General features: G+C 66.3%; 11 protein-coding genes. 3 read left to right on the top strand and 8 right to left on the bottom strand.

Going from position 1 to position 11,791, the window contains the following annotated elements; genetic code table 11:
- Window positions 1-164: 164 nt before the first annotated feature.
- Both ACZI8R_RS17785 and ACZI8R_RS17780 read right to left on the bottom strand, forming a co-directional pair.
- Window positions 165-500 (bottom strand): hypothetical protein, encoded by a 336-nt coding sequence (locus ACZI8R_RS17785; protein ID WP_463380981.1) that lies wholly within the window; start codon window positions 498-500, stop codon window positions 165-167.
- Between the two features lie 131 nt (window positions 501-631).
- Window positions 632-1,105 carry a VOC family protein gene (locus ACZI8R_RS17780; protein WP_463380980.1) on the bottom strand — a complete coding sequence of 158 codons (474 nt, stop codon included), beginning with the start codon at window positions 1,103-1,105 and terminating at the stop codon, window positions 632-634.
- A 238-nt stretch (window positions 1,106-1,343) separates the two neighbouring features.
- Here ACZI8R_RS17780 and ACZI8R_RS17775 point away from each other — a divergent pair, with 238 nt between their 5' ends.
- Entirely contained in the window at window positions 1,344-1,835 is a 492-nt protein-coding gene (locus tag ACZI8R_RS17775) for a hypothetical protein (protein ID WP_463380979.1), read from the top strand.
- A gap of 87 nt (window positions 1,836-1,922) precedes the next feature.
- Here the strand turns inward: ACZI8R_RS17775 and ACZI8R_RS17770 are convergent, their stop codons facing one another.
- From ACZI8R_RS17770 to ACZI8R_RS17750, 5 genes are all read right to left on the bottom strand, one after another.
- Entirely contained in the window at window positions 1,923-3,371 is a 1,449-nt protein-coding gene (locus ACZI8R_RS17770; protein WP_463380978.1) for an aldehyde dehydrogenase, read from the bottom strand.
- A gap of 34 nt (window positions 3,372-3,405) precedes the next feature.
- The gene (locus tag ACZI8R_RS17765) at window positions 3,406-4,548 is read right to left on the bottom strand and encodes an Rv3169 family protein (protein WP_463380977.1); all 1,143 of its coding nucleotides are present in this window, start codon (window positions 4,546-4,548) and stop codon (window positions 3,406-3,408) included.
- Entirely contained in the window at window positions 4,545-5,693 is a 1,149-nt protein-coding gene (locus tag ACZI8R_RS17760) for a phosphotransferase family protein (RefSeq protein ID WP_463380976.1), read from the bottom strand. Before ACZI8R_RS17760 ends, ACZI8R_RS17765 begins: the two co-directional genes overlap by 4 nt.
- A 78-nt stretch (window positions 5,694-5,771) precedes the next feature.
- Window positions 5,772-6,656 carry an ROK family protein gene (locus ACZI8R_RS17755; RefSeq protein ID WP_463380975.1) on the bottom strand — a complete coding sequence of 295 codons (885 nt, stop codon included), beginning with the start codon at window positions 6,654-6,656 and terminating at the stop codon, window positions 5,772-5,774.
- Window positions 6,657-6,665: 9 nt separating this feature from the next.
- A complete protein-coding gene (locus tag ACZI8R_RS17750; RefSeq protein ID WP_463380988.1) occupies window positions 6,666-7,424 on the bottom strand; it encodes a class I SAM-dependent methyltransferase in 759 nt (252 codons plus the stop codon).
- A gap of 155 nt (window positions 7,425-7,579) precedes the next feature.
- Between ACZI8R_RS17750 and ACZI8R_RS17745 the strand changes: the two genes are divergently transcribed.
- On the top strand, window positions 7,580-8,803 hold the full coding sequence (locus ACZI8R_RS17745) for a glycosyltransferase family 4 protein (RefSeq protein ID WP_463380974.1): 1,224 nt from the start codon (window positions 7,580-7,582) through the stop codon (window positions 8,801-8,803).
- On the opposite strand, the gene ACZI8R_RS17740 is transcribed toward ACZI8R_RS17745, so the two are convergent.
- Window positions 8,741-10,534: an MmpA family trehalose lipid delivery protein gene (locus ACZI8R_RS17740; protein WP_463380973.1), complete on the bottom strand. Its 1,794-nt coding sequence runs from the start codon at window positions 10,532-10,534 to the stop codon at window positions 8,741-8,743. The two genes, ACZI8R_RS17745 and ACZI8R_RS17740, sit on opposite strands and share 63 nt — an antisense overlap.
- A 33-nt stretch (window positions 10,535-10,567) precedes the next feature.
- On the opposite strand from ACZI8R_RS17740, the gene ACZI8R_RS17735 reads away from it, so the two are divergent.
- Entirely contained in the window at window positions 10,568-11,764 is a 1,197-nt protein-coding gene (locus ACZI8R_RS17735) for a lipopolysaccharide biosynthesis protein (RefSeq protein WP_463380972.1), read from the top strand.
- Window positions 11,765-11,791 lie beyond the last annotated feature (27 nt).

Here is an 11,791-nt window from a genome sequence, read left to right as displayed (position 1 = left end):
ACTCGCTCGAACACCTTCGCTTCGTCACCACCGAACTCAACGAACGCCCCAGGGCGGCGCTAGGCTACCGCCCACCAGTCGAAAAGTTCGCTGAGCTCATCGGTGCATCCACCACTTGAAACCGCCTGGATCGAACGTGTGTGACATTGGTCGTTTCAGGCGGTTCAGTCCAGCGTCACCTTCACGTGGACGTTGTCGCCGTCGCGATGCGCCACGGCGGTGCCGGTGCGCTCGACTCCGTCGAGCCGGACGAGGATCGGCCCGCCGTCGGGATGGAAATTTCGCCACCAGCCCTTCTTGTCCGGCATCGCGACACCGATGGTGAGCTCGTTCCCGCGCCTCTTGTATGCCACGACCAGCGTGAAGCGTCGGCCGGACTTGCGGCCGATGTACGAAACCTCGGCCATCGAACGGGACAGAAATCTGCCGACTACCGGCGCGTCGATGATGCGTCGCATCACCACGTTGAACGCGGCCGCGCCCTGCTGAAATCGGTTCACAGTGAGACCTTCCGAGCGTATGGACGACGATGGCGACCTCGCCCACTGTAGCTGCAGTTCGCCCCCTCGCCTCCGACGAATGTCACACCGGTTCTACTCATGTGAACCGGTGTGACATTGGTCAGGGCAGGTCAGGTGCCCTGAGAGGCCAGCCACTCGTTGATACGGCGTTCCGCCTCTTCCGGGGCTACGTCCTCGACCCGCGTCATGATCGCCCAGCGGTGACCGAAGGGATCGAGGATCGAGCAGAAGCGATCGCCCGTGAAGAACGTCGCGGGTTCCTCGTAGGCATGCGCGCCGCCGACAGTCGCCCGCTCGAACGTCGAGTCGACGTCATCGCAATACAGGACATACGAATGGTTGACGTTGTTCGTCCCGTCCGGCGCTAGGAGGCCTTTGTCCGGCATCGGGTCGCTCAGTTGGATGCGGCCGTTTCCGAGATCCAACTCGGCGTGCGCCACGCGGCCGTCCGGCGCGTTGTTTCGTCCGGCAATGGTGGCGCCGAAAACGGTGCCGTACCACTCGATCGCCTTGGCCGCCCCCTCTACGACGAGATATGGGGTGACGCTCGTATAGCCGTCCGGGATGGGATTGGTATCGGTCATGCATCCAGTGTGGAGAGCGCAGCGGCGCGATTCTTGTACGTTTCCGACACTGCCGACCCTGACCGATGTCACACCGGTTCGCGTGAGCTGAACGTGTGTGACATTCGTCGGGGGAGGGGGAAGGTCACCGTTCGATGACCTTTTCGGCCGGATAGTCCCATCTGTCACATCCGTCACTTAAGATTTTCTCAGAAACATGCATCACTCGTCGTCGGGGATCCTCGAAAGGCACAAAAGTATGCGGACATTGACACGCGGCATGGCAGGCGCGGCAGTTGCTGCCCTCGCAACGACAGGTATTGCGATGGCCGCTCCGGCCACGGCGTCGGCGGCAGAAGGAACTCAGGCCCCGGGCGTGGTCGTCAAAGCTGACGAGAACGTTCTGAACCTGACGGTCGCGAACCCGAATACCGGCATCCTCGACCCGTCGTGTGGCGCTTACGTATTCGATGCGCTCAAGATTCCAGCCGTTCTTCAGGATCCGCTGGCTATTCTGGCGCCGGGCTTCGCGGCGTGGGGCACGATCAATCCGCTCGACCGCGTCCCGGCCAACCTCGAAGGCACCTCCAGCCGGGAATACACGACCCCTGAACTGGCAGACGGCGTCTACGCCGTGGTCGGCGAATGCACCAGCCTGCTTGCGCCCACCGAACCGGCCACTACCTTCCCCCCGCAGATCATCTTCGTGGGCGGACCGCTCGGTGGCATCGGTACCGGCAGCGCCGGCTGACCGAAATCACCCGCCCCACCTAAACGAATGTCACACACGTTCGCGTGAGCTGAACGTGTGTGACATTCGTCGGTAAGGGGGGTGGGGTTATCCGGTGTATCCGGGCGGCATCAGGACCGACTTGGTCTCGCAGAACGCCTCGAGACCCTCGGGCCCGTTCTCCCGTCCGATACCGGAGTTCTTGTAGCCACCGAACGGTGATCCCGGATCGAATGCGTACCAGTTGATCGCGTATGTGCCGGTCCGAATCTTCTTCGCGACCTCGAGGCCGCGTTCGGCGTCCGTCGTGTACACCGATCCTGCGAGTCCGTATTCGGAATCGTTGGCGATCTTGATCGCCTCGTCCTCGGAGTCGTACGGAATGACGGAGAGCACTGGCCCGAAGATCTCTTCTCGGGCGATCGTCATCGAATTGTCGACGTCGGCGAAGATCGTGGGCTCGACGTACCAGCCCTTGTCGAAGCCCGAGGGTCGTCCGCCGCCGAGTACGACACGGGCGCCCTCTTCCTTGCCCTTGGCGATGTATCCCTCGACGCGCTCGCGCTGACGCTCGGAGATGAGCGGGCCGAGCTGAGCGGCGGGATCGCTGGGGTCACCGACAGCCATCATGCCCGCACCGGCGACCATCGCTTCGATGACCTCGTCGTAACGCGCACGGGGAGCGAGGATTCGAGTCTGCGCGACGCATGCCTGGCCGGTGTTCATCAGGCCGGACATGACGAGCATCGGCATGGTCGACGCCAAGTCCGCGTCGTCCAGAATGATGGCTGCAGACTTTCCGCCCAGCTCGAGCGAGCATCGCTTGAGGTTCTGAGCGGCAATCGCACCGATCTTGCGGCCCACGGGGCTCGATCCGGTGAAGGTGATCTTGTCGATGTCGCTGTGCGACACCAGGTACTCGCCGGTCTCGGCGCCACCGGGCAGTACGGAGATGACACCCTCGGGAACGCCGGCTTCCGTGAAGATCTCGGCGATCATGTTGGTGGCGAGAGGAGATTCGGGTGCGGGCTTGAGCAAGACCGTACATCCGGCCAAGAGGGCCGGTGCGAGCTTGTTGATCGCGAGGAACAGAGGGACGTTCCACGCGAGCACGGCAGCGACGACGCCGACGGGCTCACGTAGTACGCGGCTCTGTCCGAAGATTCCGGTGCGCACCTGCTCCCACTCGAACTCGTTCGCGAGTCCTGCGTAGAAATTGAGAGTGGCGAGCGCCGGCGTCTGCTGCATCATGCCGACGGTGGCCGGAGGCTGACCCATCTCGGAGGAGATCACCGAGGTGAGCTCTGCGCTGCGTTCCTCGATCAGCTTCGCTGCCTTGGCGAGGATCTCACCGCGCTCTGCGGGAGTGGTTCGGGGCCAAGGGCCTTCGTCGAAAGCCTGGCGAGCCACTGCCACCGCGTTGTCGATATCGGCCGGTGCCGCGACGGGGACGACGCCCACCCTCTCCTCGGATGCCGGCGAGAACACCTCGAGTACCTGGTCCGTTTTCGGCGCGACCCATTGCCCGCCGATGTAGAGCTTGTCGTAGTCGGTCATTGCTGTTTTCATTCCTCCCGGTTGCCCTCCCTGTTCAGGAGGCGGTGTCCGTGAACTCGGTGAATCCGTACTTTTCGTGTGGTCCTATAGCGGCGACTTCGAACAGGCCGGTGCCTGTCGGATGGTTCGGGTCGGTGCTGTGGAATCGCGCCAGATTGTCGACGGGGCAGAACATCAGGAGCCCGGGGTCGATCTCCGAGGCTCGCCTGCGCAGCCCCTGCACGACGAGGTCGCCCTGCCACATCCCGTGCCGCCAGTCCTGTTCGAGGCCGTAGCCCGTCCCGATCCCGATGTAGTTGGGGACCAGAAACTCGCATTCGATGGTGAGCGTCTCCGAGGAAGGTCTGTGGAAGGTGAGTGTCGCGCCGGTGACGGTGCGCGTGCCCGGCTCGAATCGGAGTTCGTGTTCGGGCCTTCCGAGCCATTCGGGTTCGCGATCGTTGTCGGGCCAGATCCGTACCGCTTCTTCGACGATTCGCTTGCCTTGTTCGTCTTCCTGGACGACGACGGAGATCGTGTAGGCGTCGAACTGCATCACCGAATAGATCCAGAAGAAGTTCTGGATGCCGTCGACGGCCCGGCGTCCCTGCGGTTCGCCCTCGCCCACCGGCCGGATTCCCCACGACCGGTCGCGATTACCCTTCCAGCCTTCGGGCGTCACCGGACGGGAGTCGCCGTCCACGGTGAGTTCACCTGTCCAGCTGCCGGTTTGGACGAATCTGACGGAGTCGAAGGTGGTGCGTTCCAGCTGTCGCCGAAAGTGTCTCGGCTCGAGTGTCGCGGGAATGTCGGCAACGAACTCGAGGTCGAAGGACAGGTCGTACTCGCCTGGCTCGAGGACGACCCGCAGCACGCGGAGTCCTTCGCGAACTTCCACGCGAAACGGTCCGAGGGTGGTGTCGCTGCGGTCGGATCCCAGGGCGCCGGAGGCGCGAGCGACGATGTGGTCGTCAACGCGCCGCAGTACCGCGAAAGCATCCGTGACACCGAGATTCGGGTACTGGCCGAACCCGACGACGAGGAACAGGTCCAGGTCCTCCACTGGGTAGCAGTTGAAGTAGTAGCGGTCGTAGAAGTTTCGGTCGGACGTGGCAACTCTCCGGACGGGCTCCGCGACCTGATGGATGAGGAGGTCGTCCATGGGGGAGAGGGTGGCCCGAGTGTGGTCGAGGGTCATGTCAGGCCCTCCCAGTACGAACCGTTCAGCATCGCCTCGAGCGACGCGCGGTGCATGATCAGGTCGTCGGGGTCGTCAGGACTGGCTACCTGACCGAAATGAATTGCGCGCGTTTGTATACGAAGCATGATGGTTGCCTGGCGCAGCGCGGCATAGGTGATGAAGTACTCGAGGTCGCGCGGGGTGTGGCCCGTCGCAGCCTCGTACTCGGCGGCGACATCGTCGGGACGCAACATGGACGGCAGTCCGTCCAACCCGGCGAGTTGTGCAAGGTCCTCGAAGAATCGGTGTAGGTAGACGATCCAGCCCAAGTCGAGTTCGCGTGGGCCGAGTGTGGCCATCTCCCAATCGAGAACCGCGGAGGGGCGGAAGTCGCGGTACATCACGTTGCCGATTCTCGAGTCGCCCCAGCAGAACACGGCGGGGCCGTCGTCGGCAGGAAGGTTCTCGCCCAGCCAGTCGAATGCACGCTCGATGAGTGGCGAACGTGGCCCGGTGTGGGTGGTCCACTCGTAGTACTCGCGTTCGTGCCGAAGGTGTGCGGTCAGGGACTCCGTGACCGATTCGCCGAAGCCGGGAAGTCGCAGGAAGGGAAATTTGTCTGCAGGACGATCGATCCCGTGCAGTTCGGCGAGAACTCCGATCGTGCTGCGCTGAAGTTCGCGGCGCTCGGCTTCGGCGGCCTGGGTGACCCACGAGTCGAAGTTGTAGGGCATGACGTCCGGCGGCACGAGACCGTCGGCCCGCTGCATGACGAAGAACGGTGCGCCCAGGGGTGTGGGGTCGGGCTCGGACCAATGGACGGCAGGTACGGGAACCGACGTGCACTCGCGCACGGTCTGCATGACACGGAACTGGGCGTCGAAGTCGTAGGTGGGGAAGACGGGCATCGCTGCCTCGGCCGGGGCGACGCGGGCGACCAGCCGGTGTTGCTCCTCGGACCAGGTCGCGTCGAACAGGATGGTGTCGCTGGACATGCCGTTGGTGTCCGGCATCTCGACGTGCGTGATCGTCGGTGCATCGGGGACGCGGGCGGCGAGCCAGGCGCCGAGTCGGGCGCCGGTCTCCTCGAGGTTTCCTCTCGACTCCGCTGGTCGGGCCACCTGGGAGAGGTGATCGGAGTCGTCGGCGGGGATGGTGCTCACGGTCGCCTCCTCTCCTGAACGTGGTGTGACCCTGAACACTAGAACACGTTACAGAAGATTGGAACAGGTGGCAGACGACTACCGGTCTTCGTCGGTGAGGACGGCTGCGCCGGCGAGGGTGCCGGTCGGTCCGAGTTCGGCCGGCACCACTGTCAAACCCGAGAGAAACGACAGTCGGCCGCGGCGGTCCACCTCGCTGTGGAGTGCGTCCCACATCGGTGGCCCGGCCTGAGCGAAACCGCCACCGACCACGATGGTCTCCAGGTCGAGCAGTGCGGCGGCCGAGGCGAACGCTTCACCGAGCGCCGTTCCTGCCCGCTGTAGGGCCGCCACGGCGATCGGATCGCCGGTTTGCGCGGATCTGGCGAGCGCACGGCCGTCGGAGCCCGTCCAGCCCTGGTCGCGAGCCCACCGGACAGCTGACGGCCCGCTCGCGACGGTCTCGAGGCAGCCGACGCCGCCGCAGGCGCAGCGCGCGTCCCCTGCGGAGACCGCCATGTGGCCGACGTGCCCGGCGTTGCCGGTTCGACCGGTCACGAGACGCCCGCCCAGCACCAGGCCGCCCCCGATCCCGGTGGACACGACGAGACCCAGCATGTTGTCGGAGCCGCGACCGGCCCCGAGTCGATGCTCGGCAAGCGCGGCCGCCGCGCCGTCCATCACGAGTCCGACGTCGGCCTTCGGCCAGATCTCTCGTGCCGCGGCCACGAGGGCGAAGCCGCCCGCCCATTCGGGAATGTTGATGGGTGCGACGACGCCCGCGTTCAGGTCGACGGGGCCCGCGCACGCGATACCGAGGGCCGTCACCTCGCCGCCGCCGGCCACGGAGCGCAGAAGGGCCTCGCATGCAGCCCACACCCCGGATTCGGGTGTCGCGATCGTCATCGGGTGCGGCACGGACAGCTGAGCATCGACGGATCCGGCCACCATCTTGGTGCCGCCGACGTCCAGTGCGATCCGCATGAGCCGTCCCTACTTCTTTCGCATCACGAGGACCAGGTTGCTCACCAGGAACTCACGGATTCCAGGTATGCGCACCATCCACCAGGCCCACCTCGGGTGATAGCGCGGGAAAGCGGCCAGCAGCTCGGCGCCCTCTGCGGCTCGGCCCCAGCGCAATCCGTCGGTGGCGCCCACCTTGAACAACGAGACGCCGTAACGATTCTTCGGCTCGCGGCCGTTCTTGCGCGCGTATCTCCGGGCCGCGTATTCGCCGCCCAATGCGTGCCACGGCCCCGTTTCGTGTCCGCCGAACGGGCCCCACCACAGGGTGTAGGACAGCACCATCAGCCCGCCCGGCTTCACGACCCGGAGCATCTCGTCCGCCATCGTCCAGGGCTCGGGCACGTGTTCGGCGACGTTCGACGAGAAGCAGATGTCCACGGAGGAGTCGAGGAAGGGAAGCGCCAAGCCGGAGCCACGCACCGCGCCACCGGCGACGGTCAATCCGGCGGCGTGCATCTCCGAAGGGTCGGGCTCGACCGGCACGTACCGTGCGCCGGCTTTCGTGAACACCTCGGCGAAGTAGCCGGGGCCACCGCCCACGTCCAGGACCGTCGTTCCCGTCAGGTCGGACTCGGTGAGTCCGTAGTGCAGGTCGGAGATCAATTCGAGGGAGTCCCGGGCCAGGGCGCCGTAGAACAACTCCGGCGCGCTCTGTTCGTGCCGGAAGTCGCTGAGCAGGCCGAACGAGCGTTTCAGGGTCGCTCGTCGACCGAATCGACGTGTCACGGAGCCGGATGTCACGAGAGGGAACCTTACTGAGTCTCTTCACGGGACCGACGAGCCGTTAGGGTGTTCGGGAGGATTACTGCCTGGTAAGGGTGTGTGGTCCGACCGAAGATTCGGTCCAGGCAGGTTCACGGCGACTACAGGAGTTCACGACAGTGCGAGAGGTATTGCTGCTGTGCTGGCGCGACACGGGTCACCCTCAGGGTGGCGGCAGCGAGCGGTACCTGGAACAGGTCGGTGCACAACTGGCCGCCCGCGGAATCAAGGTCACGTTTCGGACGGCCAAGTACGCCGGTGCGCCGCGCAGCGAGACGATCGACGGCATCGAGATCAGCCGAGCGGGCGGACGGTACAGCGTCTATCCGCGCGCGCTCGCCGCGATTGCGGCAGGTCGGCTCGGTTTCGGTCCGCTCAAGGGCATTCGCCCGGACGCCGTGATCGACACTCAGAACGGCATCCCCTTCTTCTCTCGTGCAGTCTCGGGCGCCCCGGTGACGCTGCTGGTGCACCACTGCCACCGCGAGCAGTGGCCGGTCGCGGGCAAGCTCGTCGGCAAGATCGGTTGGTGGGTCGAGTCGTGGTTGTCCCCTCGGGCGCACCGAGCCAACCAGTATCTGACGGTGTCGCTGCCCTCTGCCGACGAACTCGTGGACCTGGGCGTCGACCGTGAGCGGATCGCCGTGGTCCGTAACGGCGCCGACGAACTTCCCGTAGGCATCGACGCCGGCGGGTCGCACAGCCGTACCGATCATCCGAGCGTGTGCGTGCTTTCCCGCCTGGTTCCGCACAAGCAGATCGAGGACGCGCTCGAGTCCGTCGCTGCACTGCGTCCCACCGTGCCCGATCTGCACCTGGATGTGGTCGGTGGCGGTTGGTGGGAGCAGAACCTTCGCGAACGAGCCCACGAACTCGGTATCGGTGATGCCGTGACCTTCCACGGACACGTCGACGAGAAGCGCAAGCACGAGCTGCTCGGCCGGTCGTGGGTGCACGTGATGCCGTCACGCAAGGAAGGCTGGGGTCTCGCCGTCATCGAGGCCGCTCAGCACGGTGTCCCCACCGTCGGCTACCGGAGTTCCAAGGGGCTCACCGATTCGATCGTCGACGGCGTGACGGGCATTCTCGTCGGTGGCGGCGACGCCGGCCCCGGTGACGTCGCCGAACTGACCGAGGCGATCAGTGGCCTGCTGACGGACGAGGAGGCCCGCACCCTGCTCGGCGCCAAAGCGCGTGTCCGTGCCGGCGAATTCTCGTGGAAGCACACAGGGAAGGGCGTCCACGACGTGCTGCTGGAGACTGCAGCGGGACGGCACACCTCAGGCCTGGTTGCGCCGATCTTTCCGAAGCGGGATCTGGCGTTCGTCCACGCGGACAGTTAGAACCGCGCCGCCGAGGCCACCTGTCAGGAGTACCAGCCAAAGGCCGTGCGCCAGCAGGACTGCCACTCTCGCCGACGTGGCTGCGGAGTCGGCGGGTACCTCGCCGGTAACCCGATAGAGCGCGAGTTCTCCATCGTCGTAGGTGTTTTCGAGCTGTGCGAGTGTCTTCTGGGAGTCGCCCGTCTCGCCGAGAGTGCGTTGTTCCACCAACACCCAGCGAACCCCGAGCGCGGCGAGATCCTCGGCGGATCCGCCTGCCAGCAACAGGCTCTCGACGTGTTCCGCGCGGGTTCCCTCGCCCGCAACCTTGCCGCCTGCGACAGGCAGTTCACCGGTCTGCAGTACATCCTCGGGCAGCATGCGCGGCGCCGGATCGAGGACGGGCGCACCGCCGCTGTAGTCGAACTTGCGGAACATTCCGGCAGGCACGACGGCGACGTCCCCGGTGCCCTCGTCCGTGGAAAGCTCAGCCGCGACGTGCTTCCACGAGTCCGGATACTGGACCGGCTTCAGGCCGCCTCCGACTCCCCATGCGAGGTCGGGAAGGGCAAGCAGAACCGCGAGTACCGCAGCGGCGGACCAGGCCGGTGTGAACTGCTTCCGCATCACCGCTGCCGCGCCTGCCAACGCGTAGAGCGGAGCGGCGAGGGCAACCCACTTCTGTGCGTCACGCAGCAGTCCTGCTCCGGGGACGGCCTGCACCGCCCACTCGCCCAGACTCAGTCCCCACGCAGTGGCGCCGAAGGCAGGGCCGAGCACTGCCAGGGTGGCAAGGACCGCGAGTGCGCCGATCACCGGATTGCGGCGCCGCCGCCACAACGCCGGAAGGCCGGCTACGACGACAGCGATCAGGAGAACCGTTCCGGCCACGGCGAATACGCTCGTACGGGTGTTGGGGACTGCGGCCGAGTTCCAGACTCCGCCCAACCCGAGCAGACTCCCGACGGTGGCGAGGCCCGGCTCCGCGCGTGCGGCGAAAGCCGCGACCCCGGCGGGATCGGATCCCTCGCCCGCAGCCCCGGCGGACAGCGCCGTTGCCATCAGCCACGGCGCACTCGCCGCCAGGAACAGCGCAATCGACCCTGCGACCCGCGTCGCGGTCCGCGAGGCGCCTCCCGGGGCAGCCAGGAGGGTCAAAGCCGTCACGACCGTCAGCAACGCGCCGGTCGGGGTGAGACCCGCGGCGGCGGCACACGCTGCGAGCGCGAACCACCCCCACCGTCGGCCCCGCCGTATCGCGACGGCGGCGCATACGGTCCAGGGGAGGGCCGCGTAGCCGGCGAGGAGACTCCAGTGCCCCTGCAGGAGACGCTCGGCGACGTAGGGATTCCAGAGTGCGATGGTGATCGCGACCAGTTGTGGTCCGAGGGTCGCCGTCGGCAACAGTGTGCGCACCATGCGGGCGGTGCCCGTCCCGGTGAGCCACAGGCAGGCGAGCAGGATGGCCTTGACCAGAAGGCCCCCGTCCACGACGGTGCTCGCGGCAGCGAGAACCGCGTCCTGCGGGACGGCGCGTGCCGCCGCGTCGGACAGGCCGAGCGCGGCATCGGTGAGATACGACCGGGGTGTACTCACCGCATCGCGCAGTAGCAGGTAGCCGGGGCCCAGAAGTGGCCCGAGTATCAACAGAGTCAGGGCCAGGCTGTAGCCGGAGACCGCGATCGCAACCCTCCGAGGCGCGGCTCCGTTTCGAGGCGCGGTACCGAGGAGTGCTGGGGGCCGCGACTTCATGTGCGGCACGATACGTGGTGCATCATTGGGCTCATGCCTCAGCGATCGTCCACCACCTCCGCAGTCGCGGGAATGACCATGGTGACGGTGGGCTCGATGATCGCGAACATTGCGTCCTACCTGCTTCATCTCCCGGCCAGTAGGTGGTTGGGCCCAGCCGGCTACGGGGAGTTCGCGAGCCTCCTGGCGGCCCAACTGGTGCTGGCGGTGCCGGCGCTCGCCCTGCAGACCGTCGCCGCGCGTGAGGTGGTCCACGGCCGCAGCATCCGGGCCGTGCGGGTGCTCGGAACCAGGTGCACCGCAATCGTTGCGGCACTGGCATTCGCCCTCTCTCCATTTGTCTCCTGGGCGTTGGACACGGGTATGTGGTCGACCTTCGCCGCCCTCGTGACCGCCCCGATGCTGGTCCTCCTCGCTACCGAGCAGGGGCTTCTGCAGGGTGCCGGACGGTTCGGCGAACTGAGCCTCGTACTGGCGGGGGCCGGAATCGGGAAGGTACTTCCCGCCGTCGTAGTTCTCTATCTCGGTGGTGGCCCCGGCTTCGCGCTGGCCGCCAGTGCGGTCGGCACCGCCGTCGTAGCCCTGGCAGCACGCATTCTCGCGGGCCGAAGTGACGGACAGAGTGCTCCGAGCAAGATCGGCGTGGGGGCCGTCCTGGCTGCGTCGCAAGTTCAGCTCGCTCTCATCGCCTTGTCCTCGATGGACCTCGTGATCGCGCGCATGGTTCTCACCAACGACGACGCGGGGTTGTACGCACTCGGAGCCGTCGCGACGAAGGTGGCCTTCTGGCTGCCGCAAGCCGTGGGTGTCGTCCTGTACCCGAGGATGGCGAACCCGGATCACTCTGCGGGGGCGGTACGTTCGGCGCTCGCCGTTCTGGTCGGTCTCGGCGCAGTGCTCGTGCTCGGCGTCGCGATCGCGTCGCCGCTCGCCCCCATGCTCGTGGGGTCCGATTACGCACCCGTGCAGTCGTTGCTCTGGGTGTTCGCGTTGCACGGTGCCTGCCTCGCCGTGCTGCAGGGTGCGCTGCTTTCCGTCATCGCGGGCGATCGGACGCACCTCGCCGGTGTCGCCTGGATCGGACTTCTCGTGGAAATGGTGGTCATGGTGACGGTGGCGTCCACCCTGACTCAGCTGGTCGGCATCGCCGTCGGCGTGGCCTCGGTGACGGCACTGGCCGTCAGCATTCTGGCCGTCCGGACCGCGTCGCGATCAACGGTGGAAGTCTGACCGTCGCATTCTTGCCCGACCAATGTC

It is taken from the genome of Rhodococcus huquni (assembly GCF_055231055.1).
The sequence above is the reverse complement of the archived record's forward strand: the minus strand, read 5'-3'. Positions and strand labels throughout refer to the sequence as shown.

Coding starts and splice junctions, on each gene's coding strand:
- ACZI8R_RS17755 (WP_463380975.1), bottom strand. CDS start 6,656: ATGCGGATCGCACTGGACGTCGGCGGCACCAAGATGGTGGCCGGATCC.
- ACZI8R_RS17740 (WP_463380973.1), bottom strand. CDS start 10,534: ATGAAGTCGCGGCCCCCAGCACTCCTCGGTACCGCGCCTCGAAACGGA.
- ACZI8R_RS17770 (WP_463380978.1), bottom strand. CDS start 3,371: ATGACCGACTACGACAAGCTCTACATCGGCGGGCAATGGGTCGCGCCG.
- ACZI8R_RS17735 (WP_463380972.1), top strand. CDS start 10,568: ATGCCTCAGCGATCGTCCACCACCTCCGCAGTCGCGGGAATGACCATG.
- ACZI8R_RS17775 (WP_463380979.1), top strand. CDS start 1,344: ATGCGGACATTGACACGCGGCATGGCAGGCGCGGCAGTTGCTGCCCTC.
- ACZI8R_RS17765 (WP_463380977.1), bottom strand. CDS start 4,548: ATGACCCTCGACCACACTCGGGCCACCCTCTCCCCCATGGACGACCTC.
- ACZI8R_RS17780 (WP_463380980.1), bottom strand. CDS start 1,105: ATGACCGATACCAATCCCATCCCGGACGGCTATACGAGCGTCACCCCA.